The sequence below is a fragment of the Nocardioides sp. NBC_00163 genome, from assembly GCF_045206295.1.
Lineage (GTDB): Bacteria > Actinomycetota > Actinomycetes > Propionibacteriales > Nocardioidaceae > Nocardioides.
The window spans coordinates 1,889,929-1,904,847 of sequence record NZ_CP108155.1; the positions used below are offsets into that span (position 1 = coordinate 1,889,929).

Annotated in this window: 12 protein-coding genes; 1 reads left to right on the forward strand and 11 read right to left on the reverse strand. The window is 69.4% G+C overall.

Annotation, left to right across the window (positions count from 1 at the left end; translation table 11 throughout):
• Window positions 1-26: 26 nt before the first annotated feature.
• The 9 genes from OG801_RS09040 to OG801_RS09080 all read right to left on the reverse strand — a co-directional run bounded on the left by OG801_RS09040 (window position 27) and on the right by OG801_RS09080 (window position 9,468).
• Window positions 27-920 (reverse strand): amidohydrolase family protein, encoded by an 894-nt coding sequence (locus tag OG801_RS09040; protein ID WP_406035333.1) that lies wholly within the window; start codon window positions 918-920, stop codon window positions 27-29.
• Complete coding sequence (locus OG801_RS09045; RefSeq protein WP_406035335.1) at window positions 917-2,215, reverse strand: L-fuconate dehydratase; 1,299 nt, start codon at window positions 2,213-2,215, stop codon at window positions 917-919. The genes OG801_RS09040 and OG801_RS09045 overlap by 4 nt, the downstream gene beginning before the upstream one ends.
• Window positions 2,212-2,685, reverse strand: a complete 474-nt coding sequence (locus OG801_RS09050; protein WP_406035337.1) for a MaoC family dehydratase — start codon at window positions 2,683-2,685, stop codon at window positions 2,212-2,214. Before OG801_RS09050 ends, OG801_RS09045 begins: the two co-directional genes overlap by 4 nt.
• Window positions 2,682-3,851 carry an extracellular solute-binding protein gene (locus tag OG801_RS09055; protein WP_406035339.1) on the reverse strand — a complete coding sequence of 390 codons (1,170 nt, stop codon included), beginning with the start codon at window positions 3,849-3,851 and terminating at the stop codon, window positions 2,682-2,684. Before OG801_RS09055 ends, OG801_RS09050 begins: the two co-directional genes overlap by 4 nt.
• On the reverse strand, window positions 3,848-5,002 hold the full coding sequence (locus tag OG801_RS09060; RefSeq protein WP_406035341.1) for a CaiB/BaiF CoA transferase family protein: 1,155 nt from the start codon (window positions 5,000-5,002) through the stop codon (window positions 3,848-3,850). The genes OG801_RS09055 and OG801_RS09060 overlap by 4 nt, the downstream gene beginning before the upstream one ends.
• 58 nt (window positions 5,003-5,060) lie before the next feature.
• Window positions 5,061-6,161 (reverse strand): Gfo/Idh/MocA family protein, encoded by a 1,101-nt coding sequence (locus OG801_RS09065; RefSeq protein ID WP_406035343.1) that lies wholly within the window; start codon window positions 6,159-6,161, stop codon window positions 5,061-5,063.
• Window positions 6,161-7,111 carry a carbohydrate ABC transporter permease gene (locus tag OG801_RS09070; RefSeq protein ID WP_355019294.1) on the reverse strand — a complete coding sequence of 317 codons (951 nt, stop codon included), beginning with the start codon at window positions 7,109-7,111 and terminating at the stop codon, window positions 6,161-6,163. The genes OG801_RS09065 and OG801_RS09070 overlap by 1 nt, the downstream gene beginning before the upstream one ends.
• Window positions 7,108-8,079, reverse strand: coding sequence for a sugar ABC transporter permease (locus OG801_RS09075; RefSeq protein ID WP_355019295.1), 972 nt, complete (start codon window positions 8,077-8,079; stop codon window positions 7,108-7,110). Before OG801_RS09075 ends, OG801_RS09070 begins: the two co-directional genes overlap by 4 nt.
• 105 nt (window positions 8,080-8,184) lie before the next feature.
• On the reverse strand, window positions 8,185-9,468 hold the full coding sequence (locus OG801_RS09080; protein ID WP_406035345.1) for an ABC transporter substrate-binding protein: 1,284 nt from the start codon (window positions 9,466-9,468) through the stop codon (window positions 8,185-8,187).
• Between the two features lie 297 nt (window positions 9,469-9,765).
• Here OG801_RS09080 and OG801_RS09085 point away from each other — a divergent pair, with 297 nt between their 5' ends.
• A complete protein-coding gene (locus tag OG801_RS09085) occupies window positions 9,766-12,531 on the forward strand; it encodes a glycosyl hydrolase family 95 catalytic domain-containing protein (RefSeq protein WP_406035347.1) in 2,766 nt (921 codons plus the stop codon).
• A gap of 41 nt (window positions 12,532-12,572) precedes the next feature.
• Here the strand turns inward: OG801_RS09085 and OG801_RS09090 are convergent, their stop codons facing one another.
• Both OG801_RS09090 and OG801_RS09095 read right to left on the reverse strand, forming a co-directional pair.
• Window positions 12,573-13,592: a LacI family DNA-binding transcriptional regulator gene (locus tag OG801_RS09090; RefSeq protein ID WP_406035349.1), complete on the reverse strand. Its 1,020-nt coding sequence runs from the start codon at window positions 13,590-13,592 to the stop codon at window positions 12,573-12,575.
• Window positions 13,593-13,668: 76 nt separating this feature from the next.
• Window positions 13,669-14,847 carry a CaiB/BaiF CoA transferase family protein gene (locus OG801_RS09095; RefSeq protein ID WP_406035351.1) on the reverse strand — a complete coding sequence of 393 codons (1,179 nt, stop codon included), beginning with the start codon at window positions 14,845-14,847 and terminating at the stop codon, window positions 13,669-13,671.
• Window positions 14,848-14,919 lie beyond the last annotated feature (72 nt).

Here is a 14,919-nt window from a genome sequence, read left to right on the forward strand (position 1 = left end):
CGAGCAAAGATCTGATCTCTACAGGATCAGAGCGTTTCCCGAGCTGCTGCCACCGCGGCGGCCAGCCGCTGCTCGTCGAGCCCGTAGAAGCGGCGCGCGCTGCCGGCGAAGATCTCCTCGCGCTCGTCGCTCGACAGACCGGCCAACGCGTCCCGAAGCCCGGCGAAGACCCGCTCGTAGCCACCGGCGGCGGTGGAGATCGGCCAGTCTCCGCCGTACATCAGCCGGCTCGGACCGAACATCTCGACCGCCCGGTCGACGAAGGGCTGGATGCCGGCCACGGTCCAGCCGTCCGGAGCCGCACCCGGGTACAGCCCGGAGACCTTGCCGAACACCTTCGGGTTCTCGGCCGCTCGCTCGATGAGGCTCCACCACGGCTCCCGCTCGGCCTCGCCGATCGGTGGTTTGGAGAGGTGGTCGATCACGATCCGCAGGTCCGGATGCCGTTCGGAGAGCGTCGCGACGTGCTCGAGGTGGCGTGGCAGCACCGAGACGTGGTCGTAGGTGAGCCCGAGCCGTTCCAGCAGCCCGAGCCCCTCGGCAACGTCCGGACGGAGGATCCAGTCGGGGTCGGGGATGTTGTGGATCAGGTTGCGTACGCCGACGACCCGGTCGTCTCCCCGCAGCGACTCCAGCCGCTCGGCGGCCAGGTCCGGCTGGTCCAGCGGCACGTAGACGACGATCCCCACCACCTCGGGATGTCGCTCGGCGACCTCGATCATCAGGTCGGTGTCGCCGTCGTGGTCGTCGGACTGGACCAGCACGGTCGCGTCCACTCCCTGCGCCCGCAGCTGCGGCTGGACCTCGTCGAAGGTGAACGTCCGGTTGTACTCGGGCACGTCGGGACCGAGCCACGGGTAGGGCGAGCGGGTGAGGTCCCAGACGTGCTGGTGGCTGTCGATGATCATCTGAGGCGTCACCGGCTCGCCCAGTAGCTGCCGTCCGGATAGGCGTACGTCGCCACTGACGCGGGATGCATCTCCGCGCTGTAGCCGGGCCTGGAGGGCAGCCGGTAGGCGCCGTTCTCGACGATGCACGGGTCGGTGAAGTGCTCGTGGAGATGGTCCACGAACTCGGTGACCCGGTCCTCGAGCGTGCCCGAGACGGCGACGTAGTCGAAGACGGAGAGATGCTGCACGAGCTCGCACAGGCCGACGCCGCCGGCATGAGGACAGACGGGGACGTCGAACTTCCTCGCCATCAGATAGACGGAGAGGATCTCGTTGATGCTGGCCAGCCGCGCGGAGTCGAGCTGGCAGAAGTCGATGGCCTCCGCCTGGAACATCTGCTTGAAGAGCACCCGGTTCATGCCGTGCTCACCGGTGGCCACCCCGATCGGGGCCACCGCCTTGCGGACCGCGGCGTGGCCGAGGATGTCGTCAGGGCTGGTCGGCTCCTCGATCCACCACGGCTCGAAGCGCGCCAGCGCGTTGACCCACTCGATGGCCTGCGGCACGTCCCAGACCTGGTTCGCGTCGATCATCAGCTTCGCGTCCCAGCCGATCACCTCCCGCGCGATCTCGCAGCGCCGGATGTCGTCCTCCAGGTTCGCGCCGACCTTCAGCTTGATGTGCGTGTAGCCGGAGTCGACGGCTTCGGCGGCCAGCCTGCGCAGCTTGTCGTCGGAGTAGCCCAGCCAGCCGGCAGACGTGGTGTAGCAGGGGTAGCCGGTCTCCTCCAGGTGGCGGATCCGCTCCTCACGGTGGGGAACTCCGGCACGGAGGATCTCCAGGGCCTCCTCCCGGGTGAGGGCGTCGCTGAGGTAGGTCAGATCTGCGACGTCGACGAGCTCCTCGGGGGTCATGTCGGCCAGCAGTCGCCACAGCGGCTTGCCGGCTTCCCGGGCAGCCAGGTCCCAGACCGCGTTCATGACGGCGGCGAGGGCCAGGTGCTCGACCCCCTTGTCCGGGCCCAGCCAGCGCAGCTGGGAGTCCGAGGCGAGATCCCGGTAGACCCCGCCCAGGTCACCCACCACGTCGCTCACCTCGCGCCCGACCAACGGCTCACCGCGGCGCTGCGCCGCCAGGGTGCAGATGTCGTTGCCGCGCCCGATGGTGAAGGTGAAGCCGAAGCCCGACAGCTCCGGGTCGTCGGTGCTCACCACGACGTACGTCGCCGAGTAGTCACCGTCCTTGTTCATGGCGTCGGATCCGTCCATCGACACAGAGGTCGGAAAGCGGACATCGGTGACATCGACGGCGGTGATACGGGTCACGAGGGATCCTCCTGTGGGGATGGGTCGCGCTTGTTGACGAGGTAGAGATGGGTCAGCACCAGCACCGTCTCGCCACGCTGGTTGGTCACGGTGACGAGCTCGTGGACGTAGCCGAGCTCGTCCGGCTTCTTCCGGTGCTGCGACGTCTCGGTGATCTCGGCGGTGACGGTGATGGTGTCGCCGATGAACACCGGACCGATGAACCGGATCCGGTCGTAGCCGTAGGACATGGACTGTGGGTTGATGTCGGTGGCGGTCATCCCGACCGCCACCGCGAGGATCAGCGTCCCGTGGGCGATCCGCTGTCCGGCCGGCTGGGTGGCCATCCACTCCGCATCCATGTGGTGCGGGAAGAAGTCGCCCGTCTGCCCGGCGTGCAGGACGATGTCGGCCTCGGTGATCGTGCGTCCCAGGGTGGTCCGGGACTCCCCGACCGCGTAGTCCTCGAACCAGCGTTCCTCGACTTTCACCGGGATGCTCCTTCCTCGACGCCGTGTGCGTCGGCTTCCACGACGAGCAGGCGCTCGGCGAGCTCACTGGCCCGGCGGACCAGCTCGGCGTCGGTCATCCGGCCGGCCAGGGCCTCCGTCACCCACGGGGAGACGGTGTCCTGGAACTCCAGATATCCGGCGGTACGCGGCCGCACCCACGCGCCCTCGAGGGTCGCCCGGGTGCCACGGAAGAAGTCCCAGGAGTCTTCGTTGAGCCGGTCGTCGTCCCACGACGAGGCGTAGCCGGGCTGGCCACCGGCGTCGTAGTAGATGCCCGACTGAACCTCCGGCGAGGCGACCCACAATGCGTACGCTCTGGCCGCGTCCAGATCTCGCGACCGGGCCGAGACGGCCACGCCGGCGCCACCGAGCTGCGAGCCGGCCACCCCTCGGGGGCCGGCGGGCATGTCGACGTACTTGAGTCGGTGTGGCCGGAACCCGGCCCGGGAGTAGTTGCTGTACCCGTACATCAGCGGTGCGTACGCCCACGGCTCGGCGGCGCCGGCGGCCAGCGCCTCGGCGACCTCGATCGGGTTCGCGTCCAGGCACCACGACGGCACCTGCTCGCAGAGCCGATGCATCAGGTCGAGGACGCTCAGCGCGTCCTCCTCGGGCAGGAAGCTTCCCGGCTCGGCATTGACCGGCGTCCCTCGGTTGGCCGCCAGGGTGCACAGGGTCGAGTAGGCGTCGATGGGCTTGCAGGGCCAGAGCACCCTGCCCTCGGCCGCCAGGTCGAGCACCTCCTCCCAGGTACGGGGCGGAGCCGCCAGGCGGTCCGGGCGGTACGCAGCCACCTGGGCGGCGGCGTCGGTGGCCAGGCCGTACTGGCGCCCGTCATGGCGGTACGACGCATGACTGCTGCCCACGGCATCGGCGGCCAGGGCGGCCAGCTCGTCGTCGTGTCCGGCACCGTCCAGCGGCGCCAGCACCCCTTCGGCGACGGCCAGGGGCACGTGGGGGTGGTCGATGACCATCAGGTCGAAGCGCTCCGCCAGCTCGGCAAGGGGCGCGTCGGCGAACGCCTGCAGAGAGCGGTACTCCCAGCGCACCTCGACGCCGGTCCGGCGCGCGTACTCCTGGGAAGCCGCGACCTGGCAGTCGTAGCCACGCGCGTGCTCCCAGGTCATGCCGTGCAGGACGGTCATCGGTCCCCCTCGAGGTCGTGCTCGCCCAGGCGTGGAGCCGGGCGCGGGTTGGTCAGCCGCTCGCCGTCGATGCGGATCGGGCTGCGGGTGGTCGTCAGGGTGAGGCCGTCACGACGGATCTGCTGGGTCATCGCGATGGCCTCGAAGCCCTTGTGCTCCACGAGCTCGGAGAGGGTGAGCACCGGGGCGCACCACACGTCCTCGGCGTCCAGGACGGCCAGCCAGGCGTCCCGGGTGTCGCTCCGGAGACGGTCACCGATCGCCTCCTCGATCTCCGACTGCCGGTCCCACCAGGTCTGCGGGTCGGTCATCGCCTCCAGCTCGGGGAGCCCGAGCAGCCGCCCGATGGTGGGCACGGGGTTCATCGCGATGGCCAGGTAACCGTCGCTCGTCGGGTAGATGCCGTAGGGAGCGGAGAGGAAGGCGTGGGCCGACCGGGGTCCCTTGCGGCGCACCTCCACCGACGGGTCGTTGAGCCGTGTGGTCAGCAGCTCGAACTCCAGGTCCAGCAGGGACTCCATCAGGCTCGTCTCGGTCAGCCCGCCCTTCCCGGTCCGGAACCGCCGGACCAGCAGGGCGGTGATGCCCTGGGCCAGGTGACAGCTGGCGAGGTGGTCGGCCACCGCGAGCCCGACGGGGACCGGCGGGTCATCGGCCGACCCGTTGAGCCAGGGCAGGCCGGCGATCGCCTGGGCGAGCAGGTCCTGTCCCGGGCGGTCCTGGAACGGGCCGACGCCGCCGTACCCGGTGACGCTGCCGTAGACGATGCTCGGGTTGAGCGCCCGGACGGAGTCGTAGTCGAGACCGATCCGCTCCATCACTCCCGGTCGGAAGTTCTGGACGATCACGTCGGCCTCCGCGACCAGTCCGCGTACGCGCTCGAGGTCGGCGGGATCCTTCAGGTCGGCCGCCACGCTCTCCTTGTTCCGGTTCATCGCGTGGAAGGAGAGGCTGTCGCCGTTCACCGTCCGCCCGGCGAAGGCCAGGCTCCGGCCCGCGTCTCCCCCGGCGGGTCGCTCGATCTTGATGACTCGGGCGCCCAGGTCCGCGAGCCTCAGTGCCGCCACGGGACCGGCCAGGAACTGGCTGAAGTCCAGGACCGTGACGCCCTCCAGGGGCAGGTCGGAGGCGCGGAGGCGGGTGCCACTCATCGGCGTTCCTTTCAGATGGTCGCGGGTCGGCGAGGCGGACCGGTGCGGGAAGGGGTGGTCACTGGTCATACGCCGGCGGCTCTCCGCCGCGGGCTGCGTCCGTGTACGCCGCCTCGACGACCGCCATGGTGCGGAAGACGTCCTCGACCCCGGTGGGCAGAGACGGAATCGACCCCTCGAGAAAGCGTTGGACCACGGCCATGGAGCCGATGAAGGCGTCGGGGAACCAGGACCCCTCGAACGGCACCGGCCGCCAGCCGTCATCGAGCCGATCGTCGGTGACCAGCTCGAGCGAGTCCTCGCCGCCGCGCGGGTAGTCCAGCAGCAGACCGAGCTGGGCACGGATGGCGCCGCGGGTGCCCTCCCACTTGACGAAGGACTCCTCGTGCCGGGGCCCGTAGTGGTGGTCGTGGTTGGTGGAGACGACAACCCTGATCGGTCGCTCGCCATAGCTCAGCGCGATGTCGGAGCGGCTGTTGGCGTGGGACTTCTCGGGGTGGCGCACGGTGACGGCGTGGACCCCGGTCGGGTCCCCCAGGAAGGAACGCACCAGATCCAGGTAGTGGACGCTGTGCATGTTGATCTCGAGCCGGTCCAGGTCGAGCACGTACGGGAACATCTCCCACGGGGTCCGCACCGAGACCCGGACCTCCAGGTCGTAGAGCTCCCCGATCGTGCCGGCAGCGATGAGCTCGCGGGCAGCGACGACGTACGGCGCGAACCGGAGCTGGGTGTTGACCGCCGCCACCAGTCCCTTGCGCCGGCACACCTCGCGGGTGCGGATCCCCTCGGCCAGGTGGTTTCCCAAGGGCTTCTGCAGCAGGACGGCAGCCCCGTCGGGCAGTTGCTCGAGGACCTCGACGTGCGCCTCGGGCGGAAGGGCGACGTCGTAGACGGCGTCGGCCGGAGCCGACCGGACCGCGTCCGCGACGCTCTCGTGCACGGCACGGATGCCATACCGTTCGGCGAGGTCCCGGGCCCGCTCGGGGACGAGGTCGGTGATGCTGGCGACCTCGAACCCCGCCTTCGCGTACGCCGGCAGGTGAGCGTCACGGACGATCCCGCCGGCGCCCACGAGCACGATCGGGCGCGGGGTCTTCGGCAGCTCGGCCGAGTAGCCAGGGTGCGGGTCGAGCTCCGGTGGTGGATGCGGGGCCATCAGCCCTTCACCGCCCCCATCGTCTCGCCCCGCATCAGGAACTTCTGCGCGCCGAGGAAGACGATCAGCAGCGGCAGCATCGAGATGAAGGTCGCCAGGGCCAGCTGCGGCATGTAGAGCTTCACGTCCAGCCCGGCGGCGACGGTCGGGTTGAACAGCGGACTGGCGCCGATCAGCTGCTGCAGCCCGACGGGGAGGGTCTGGTTGTTCTGGTTGGAGGAGAGCAGCGCCAGCGGCAGGAAGAAGTTGATCCAGTTGGCGACGAAGGCGAAGAAGCCGACCAGCACTGCGGCCTGACGGGAGATCGGGAGTGCGACCCGCCAGAAGATCGACACCTCGCCCAGACCGTCGATCCGGGCTGCCTCGACGAGCTCCTGGGGCATGGTGGTCATGAAGTGGATGTAGGCCAGGTAGACCCCGAACGGGAAGAAGCCCATGATCAGCCCGACCGGCCAGAGCTCGCCGACCGCGCCGATGGCGTTCACCTCGAGGAAGATCGGGATGACCAGCACGGTGTTCGGCATCACCATCGTGATCAGGGTGATCAGCAGGACTGCCCGGCGGGCGCGGAATCGGAGCCGGGCCAGCGCGTATCCCGCCGGCAGGGCGGCGAAGACCGCCAGCAGCGCGCCCCCGCCGGCCACGGCGAGCGTGTTGAGCAGCCAGCGGGTGTACAGCCCGCCGCCGTCGGGTCCGAAACCGTTGACCTGCGTCCAGCTGTACTGGACGTTGTCCCACGACATGTCGCCGAAGCCGAACGGCCCGCCGGCCCCGGATGCGACGCCCTCGTTGGAGCGGAACGCCATCGCGATGAAGCCGGTGATCGGCAGGATGAACATGCACGCGACGAACAGCATCGTGACGACGCGAGCGGTCTTGCCGACGCTCCAGTCGAACATGCCTCGCTTCGCCCCGGGCTCTCGGCGCCCGGCCACGGTGGTCTGGCTCATCGGTGCTCCTCCTCACCGAACAGGCCCGTCCGGAAGACGACCAGCAGGCCGATCCCCAGCGTGATCACGAGCAGGATCAGCGACATCGCGGCGGCTGCGGGGAAGTTGTAGTTGCTGAAGGCGAAGGCGTAGCCCAGCTGGGTGGGCGTCCAATGATCGTCCAGCGCGTTGCTGGCGACCTGGTCGAGCAGCTGTGGTTCGAGGAACAGCTGGAACCCGTAGGCGAGGTTCATCAGCACCGCGTACCCGATCCACGGCCGGATGATCGGCAGCTTGACGTGCCAGGCCAGCTGCCATTCGTTGGCACCGTCCAGCCGCGCCGCCTCGAGCGTCTCCTCCGAGATCCCGTTGAGGCCGCCGTTGACCACGATGACCCACTGACCGACGCCCTGGAAGAACATCATCGCGGCCAGGATGAACGGCAGATTCCCGGGGCCGGCGACCGCCTGCTTGATGGTGTCGACGCCCAGCGCCTGCCAGAAACCCTCGATCGGGGACTGGCTCGGGTTGAGCAGGTAGACCCAGAGCACGAGGTTGGCGACGCCTGCCAGAGCCCCGGGGATGTAGTAGACGAACCGCATCGACGACCCGAACCATCCGGGGCTGGCATGGACCAGCAGAGCCAGCCCGACGATGCCGATCGTCATGATCGGAAGCCAGACCACCAGGGTCGCGAAGATGTTCACGAACGTGTCGACGAACCGGTAGTCGGTCACGACGGTCCTGAAGCTGTCCACGCCCCCGAAGCCCCCGCTGGGGTCCAGCGGCGTCGGCGCCTTCTCCAGGGATGTCTTGATCGCGTACGCGACGGGGATGATGCCCGCGATCATCAGCAGGACGAGGTAGGGCGCCATCAGCACCCAGGCGCCACGCGTCTCGCTGGGCCGCGCGACGCGTCGCCGGGGGCGACGCCGCGCGCCCGGTTCAGGCGGCGAGGTGGCGACGTCCTCCATCAAGGCGGTCGACATGTTGCTCCTCCGATGTGTCCGGGCCACCGTGAGGCCCCGATGTGACTGGGATGGTGTCCCTTCGGCCCGGACGTGCCGGGCCGAAGGTGCTCGTGCGCGGTCGTGCTATTCGACCGTGTAGCCCATCGCCTTCGCCTGGCTGACCAGCTCGTCCCCGAAGGACGTCCAGGCCTGGTCGACGTCGCCTCCCGAGGCAAGAGCGGCGGCCATGGTCTCGGTCCACACCGCTCCGGTGTTGTAGAGCATGTAGGCGTGGCCGTCGACGACGTAGTCGTTGGCCTTCTTCATCGCCTCGAACGTGGCCTCGTTGTCGGCGAAGTAGTTGGCCTTGGCCTGCTTCTCCGCCCACGCGTCCTGCACGGGACCGTACGCCGGCAGACCGGTGGAGAGCTCGACCTGCCACCTCGGGTCGGTGGCGACGAACTCGGCGAACTTCAGGGTGTTCTCGAGCTGCTTGCCCGTGATGTGGTTCGAGACGCCCCAGAGGCCCCCGCCCTCGTTGCCGGTGGAGGGCTCGCTCTCACCGTCCCACGCGAGAGGTTCCACGGCGGTCATCTCACCGGCCGGGATCTTCCAGGTCTGGTTGAAGAGGTAGTCGCCCCACCACGCCGCGCCGGGGCTCATGACCAGGTCCTTGCCGACCTTGGCCGCGTCCGGATCGAAGATGCCGACGGTCGAGAGTGCCTTGCCCTCCAGCATCGTGCCGATCAGGTCCACCGCTCGGGTGCACGTGGCGTCGGCGGTGTCGATGTGGACGACGGTCTCGGACTGTCGGTCGTTGGTCGGGCAGCCGGACCCCCACAGATAGCGGTCCGGGGCGTACGCGTCGCCGGTGAAGCCGCTGATCTTGCCCGGGTGCTCCTTGGCGATCTGGACGGCCAGGTCGCCGTACTCCTCCCAGGTCGTCGGCGCCTCATAGCCGTTGGCGTCGAAGAAGGCCTTGTTGTACCAGAACACGTCAGGAGCCGCGTCGTTGCGCAGGCACCGGACCTGGCCGTCGATCTCGCAGGCGGCGTTGATCGAACCCTCGTAGCCGTCGAGCACGTCGGGCAGGTGGTCGGTCAGGTCGAGCGTGTAGTCGATCTGCGCGCCCGAGGCCCAGGCGATGTCGTCGTTGGACGGGAAGAAGATGGCGTCCGGCCAGCCCTGTCCGGCCTCGTTGAACTGGGCGAACTGCTGCTGGAGAGACTTGCCTCCGACGGTCCCGTCGATCTGGTTGATCTTGATGTCGATGTCGGGGTACGCCTTCTTGAAAGCGTTCGCGGCAGGCACTCGCGGCGGGTCGACCCAGACGGTGATCGCGCCACCGGAGTCGGTCTTCTCGCCCGCGGCATCATCTCCTCCGCCGGAGCCGCAGGCACTCAGTACCGCGGCTGTCAGCAAGGTCACGGCGGCCACCAAGGCCGCCCGGTGACGTGAACCGAGTGGATTTCGCTTCATGGACATGGCTCCTTCGACGATGTGTCCCGAGCGGGGTGCGGTGTGACGCAGACCACTGCTCAAACGTTAGAGCAGATCCCTGCGAGTGGTCAATCGTTTGAGTCGATCTTCCTTCGAGGCCTTGACGATCCGCGGCCGACGACGTCAAAGTGATCGGCGTCACTCAAACGATTGAGCAAGTCAAACGATTGATCTCACTGCGAGCCGACACCCACCCGACGGCGAGCCGGCTCGGGAAGAAGGACCATGCGTACCACTCGTTCACTGGTCACCTTGACGACACTGCTGACGATGCTGGCGACCCTGTTCGCCGCCTCCCCCGCGAATGCAGCCGACGGGACGCCCGCGGCATCGCGAACCACCTCCGCCTGGCTCCACGACGCCCTCCGGGTCGACACCTCGGACCTGCTGTCGCGCTCCGACCTCGTCCTCGCCACAGCACCGTGGCGCGCCGACCAGGCCGTGCCGCTCGGCAACGGCGAGCTCGGTGCCGGCGTCTGGGCAGCCAACGGCTGGACCGCCCAGCTGAATCGTGGCGACACCTTTCCGGAGCTGAAGTCGGCCGGCCAGCTGGTGCTGCCCGGCCTCTACGGCCTCTCCTCCGCCGAGGACTACCGCGGTCGCCTCTCGTTGCACGACGCGATTCTCACCCAGCGCGGCAACGGCATGACGGTGCGCAGCTACGTGCGCGCCGACTCCGACCAGCTCATCGTCGAGGTGGACGGTGCCGACCCCGACAAGCAGCAGACCGCCGAGCTCGGCCTGTGGGAGGGCCGTACGCCGACCGTTTGGGCCCACGGTGACACGGCTGTCGTCGCGGAGACCTTCACCGACGAGTCGAACGCCCGCTCCACCGGGCAGCTGGCCGCACTGACGGCCCAGGCACGCGATGTGCAAGCCGAGGTCGTCGACGAGCTCGGCGTACGACTGAAGTTCCGCCCGGGTGCTGACGGGAGATTCCGCATCGTGCTGGGCGTCCCGTCCTGGGCCGGCAAGGACATCGCCCGCGCGGCCGCGACCGCCACCCGGGTTCCGTCCCACCCGCAGCAGGACCACCTGGACGAGTGGCATCGTTACTGGGACGGCGCGGCGCCGATGCGCCTGGACAGCCCCGACGGTTCCGCCCGCTACTTCGAGGCGCTCCGGGCCATGCAGCTCTACGTCGCGAAGGCCTCCAGCGGCGGCGCGGTGCCGGCGAGCCACGGCGGCGTGACCAGCCTGTGGTCGTCGTACCGCGACGACATCCACTGGTCCTCGGACGCGTGGTGGCACTTCAACCTGCGGCAGCCGGTGTGGGCGAATCTGGGCGCCGACACCGCCGACCAGAACGCCCCGTACTTCGACCTCTACCTCGACCGGATCGAGGAGATGAAGGCGTGGACGAAGACGAACTGGCCGGAGGCCGACGGGATCTGCGTCCCCGAGTTCCTGGTGTACGACGGCACCGCCGAAGCATGCGTGAGCGCGATGGAGCCGTCATGGCTCAACCGCATCCTCTCGACCGGGGCCGAGCTGGTCGAGAACGTCCGTCTCCAGTCCGGATACACCGGCGACCGCGAGCTCCTGGACCGTGCCTATCCGCTGCTCGAGGGCGTCGCCGAGTTCTACCTCTCGGTCCTGGAGGAGGGCGACGACGGGCGGCTGCACCTGCACCACGTCAACGCGCTGGAGACGCAGTGGGACACGACCGACCCGACGCCCGACGTGGCGGGCATGCGCACGATCTTCCCGTTCCTGGCCGAGGTCACGAAGGAGCACGGGAACCTGCGTCTCGCCGAGCAGATCGAGGCGGCGATCCCCCGGCTTCCCGAGCTGCCGACGACGGTACGCGACGGCAAGGAGGTGATCGCCTGGTCCGCGACCGACGAGGAGGACCACAACACCCAGAACCCCGACCTCGAGGCGATCTGGCCGTGGCGAGTGGTCGGCGCAGAGGACCAGATCGCCCACGACACCTTCACGACGCGCGTGTTCGACCAGACCCGGGAGTGGGCCTCGGACGCCCAGCAGGCCGCATGGCTGCACCGCGCCGATGACATGGTCGACCTGCTCGAGCAGGGCACGAGCGACTTCCAGGTGTTCGACAACGGCTTCGCCGCACACAGCAAGAACCACGACCCGCTGCGCGGCGGTGGCTTCTACGACACCTGGAACGCGGTCGTCGCCTCCACGGTCCAGGACGCCCTCGTGCAGGACGACCACGGCACGGTGCGGATCGCGCCCTCGATCCCGGATGACTGGAGCGTGACCGGCGCCGTCCAGATCCCGGGTGGGCACCGGGTCGACGTCGAGATCCGGAACGGTGAGCCCACGCTCGTCGGCATCGAAGCCGGAAGCCAGGGCGGGATCGAGGTGGCGAACCCGTGGCCCAGTCAGCGGGTCGAGGTGCGGGACGCTCGCGGCCGGCTCGTCGAGCACGGTTCGGGAGGCGTCCTTCGGTTCGCCACCACCGAGGGCGCGTCCTACCGCATCGCGCCGGCCGGCGCGAGCTATCGCTTCGTCCCGCTCGGCGGCTCTGCCGCCCAGGCACCGCTGGAGCTGGGCTCCAGGACGTACGGCGTCGCGACCAGCACGCCCCAGGTCGTCAGCGACACCGTGAGCGTGCTCGCCCCGAGCAAGCTGCGGGCCATGTTGCGCGCGCAGGAAGGTGCGCCGATCTACGTCGATCGCGCGTACGTGGTCAGCGACCTGCCGGACGAGCTCGCCGAGACGGTCATGGTGAGGGGCGCCAACGACGACTCCAAGGTCGTCTCCGACGAGTACCTCACCCTGGAGATCTCCGAGCCCACCACGGTGTGGGTCGCGTTCGACGATCGCGGCGAGAACGTGTGGTGGCCGCAGTGGCTCACCGACGGCGGCTGGACCCGTACGTCGTCCACGGTGGGCACCACCGACCGGCAGATGGTGCTCTTCCGGAAGGAGGTGCCGGCCGGCACGCTCATGCTCGGCGGCAACTCGGGAGTCTCAGGTCAGGGCGGATCCAGCTACGTCACGTTCGTACGGGAGCCCTGAGCCCCGCGGCTGGGTCGTTTGAGAGCTCGGCGTCCGAGTTCTCAGACGGCCCGGCCCGGTGGCGCCGTGGACTCCCGCACGATGAGCTCCGGGGCGGGGTCGGTGATCATCTCGTCGGCCATCTCACCGGTCTCGATGCGGCGGACGACGCTGCGTACGGCCGCGCGGCCCATGTCGTAGAACTGCATCTTGACCGCGGTCAGCGGTGGCCAGGTGTTCTCAGCGGTCCAGGAGTCGTGCACGGTGGCCACGGACAGGTCCTCGGGGACACGGATCCCGTCGGCTCGGGCGGCCGCGAGGAGACCGATGGCGGCGTTGACGTTGGCGACCACGATCCCGGTGGGCCTCGGGTCCCGCTCCATCAGCCGCCGCAGGGCGGTGCGGCCGTTGTCGGCGGTGTAGCCGACCCGCGTCTCGTAGTCCTGCCGGACCGGTAGCCCGGCCTCGACAAGGGCCTCCTTGTAGCCGACTCGCCGTCGCTTCGCCGTGAACGACCGGGGAAGGCCGTTGGCGAAAGCGATCCTCTCGTGGCCGAGGTCGATCAGGTGCTGGGTGGCGATCCGGGCACCGGTGCGGTCGTCGAGGGCGACCGAGCCGACGTGTCCGGGGTAGGTGGAGTTGATCAGCACGATCGGAGCGCCCGAGGCCAACAGCTCCTCCATCCCCGCCGGCGCGACACCGTCGCCCACCTGGATGACCATGCCGTCCACACGTCCCTCGCCGATGAGCCGAGCGATCATCTCGCCGCCGGGACGTACGTCATCGGCGCGGCCGAGCAGCAGGGTGTAGCCCCTCGCGGCGGCCTCGTCCTCGGCCCCGTGCATGAGCTCGGTGAACAGGGCGTTGGTCAGATCGGGCACCACCAGACCGACCACCTGGGTTCGCGCCGACTTCAGGGCGCGACCGGCGAAGTTGGGGCGGTAGTGGAGGTCCTTGGCCGCCTGCACGATCCGCTCGCGGGTCGCCTCGCTCACCCGGGCCGACGGCGCGTCACTGAGCACCCGCGAGACAGCGGAGATCGAGACACCGGCAAGGGCTGCGACATCGCCGAGGGTGGCCATGGGCCGCAGCCTAGCTCTGCCCGGCAGCGGCGGCTTGGGACTCGGCGACTCCGGCGTGGCAGGAGCCGGTTGGCCGTCACCGGCCATGCGGGTCACCCCCGAGCGGGTCGGCTCCCTCGCTCAGGATGCCGTGCTCACCGAGCCGGGGTGCGCCCCGACGATGGCGGAGGATCTCGCCGTCGACGCGGATGGGGCTCCGCGTGGTCTTCAGGGTCACGGGCGTGCCGCCCGGTTCCGGGGCCGAGCGCTCGACCTCCTGGGTCATCTCGAGCGCGGCGAACTCCGGCGAGGCGAGCAGCTCCTCGAGAGTGAGCACCGGAGCCAGCCACCCGCTCGACCCGTCCTGCGCAGGCAGCGCGTCCAGCCAGGCGGCCGTGGTGTCACGTCCCAGCGCGGCGGCGATCAGGTCGTTCACCCGGTCGGAATGCTTCTCCCACTCCCCGGTGGCCGCGAGCTGGGTCAGCTCGGCGTCGCCCAGCGTGGTCGCGAGCAGGTCGAGGGGCGCGCCGGACAGCGCGGCGTAGCCGTCCTTGGTGGCGAAGATCCCGGTCGGGGTCCAGGCGGACATCGGACGGGGCGAGGCGGCCAGATCCTCGCCCTCGGGTCGCGTCAGAAGAGTCGCCTGCAGGTCGAGCATGCCCTCGAGCAGGCTGGTCTCCACGAGCCCGCCCCGGCCGGTCCTGGCCCGGCGTACGAGCAGTGCGGTCACGCCTTCGGCGAGGTGGCAGCTCATCAGGTGGTCCGCGAGGGAGAGCCCGACCGTCATCGGCCGGTCCGCGCCGGCGAGCCACGTCACTCCTGAGACCGCCTGGGCCAGGAGATCCTGGCCGGGTCGGCTCGCCCAAGGTCCGGTGTCGCCGTAGCCCGAGGCGCTCGCATAGACGAGCCCCGGATTGAGCTCGCGCACGCTCGCGTAGTCGAGGCCGATGCGTTCCATGACCCCGGGCCGAAAGTTCTCGATGATGACGTCGGCGCGAGCGACGAGGTCCTTCACCCGAGCCAGGTCCGCCGGGTCCTTGAGGTCGGCGACGACCGCCTCCTTGTTGCGGTTCATCGCGTGGAACGAGAGCGTGTCCCCCGCCGCCGAGCGACCTGCGAACGCGAGCGTCCGACCGATCTCGCCGGTGTATGGGCGCTCGACCTTGATCACCCGCGCGCCCAGATCAGCCAGTCGAAGCGCTGCGACCGGACCAGCCAGGAACTGGCTGAAGTCCAGGACCACGGTCCCGGCGAGAGGCAGATCCTCCGGTTGCATCGCCACTCCCCCATCGCGCGATCAATCGTTTGCGCAATAGTACGGCTCCGCCCGCATGGAGAGCAAGAAGTG

What these genes read in the sequence shown, in the direction of transcription:
- OG801_RS09055 (WP_406035339.1), bottom strand. Translation starts at nt 3,851, where the DNA reads ATGACCGTCCTGCACGGCATGACCTGGGAGCACGCGCGTGGCTACGAC.
- OG801_RS09060 (WP_406035341.1), bottom strand. Translation starts at nt 5,002, where the DNA reads ATGAGTGGCACCCGCCTCCGCGCCTCCGACCTGCCCCTGGAGGGCGTC.
- OG801_RS09065 (WP_406035343.1), bottom strand. Translation starts at nt 6,161, where the DNA reads ATGGCCCCGCATCCACCACCGGAGCTCGACCCGCACCCTGGCTACTCG.
- OG801_RS09070 (WP_355019294.1), bottom strand. Translation starts at nt 7,111, where the DNA reads ATGAGCCAGACCACCGTGGCCGGGCGCCGAGAGCCCGGGGCGAAGCGA.
- OG801_RS09075 (WP_355019295.1), bottom strand. Translation starts at nt 8,079, where the DNA reads ATGTCGACCGCCTTGATGGAGGACGTCGCCACCTCGCCGCCTGAACCG.
- OG801_RS09085 (WP_406035347.1), top strand. Translation starts at nt 9,766, where the DNA reads ATGCGTACCACTCGTTCACTGGTCACCTTGACGACACTGCTGACGATG.
- OG801_RS09090 (WP_406035349.1), bottom strand. Translation starts at nt 13,592, where the DNA reads ATGGCCACCCTCGGCGATGTCGCAGCCCTTGCCGGTGTCTCGATCTCC.
- OG801_RS09095 (WP_406035351.1), bottom strand. Translation starts at nt 14,847, where the DNA reads ATGCAACCGGAGGATCTGCCTCTCGCCGGGACCGTGGTCCTGGACTTC.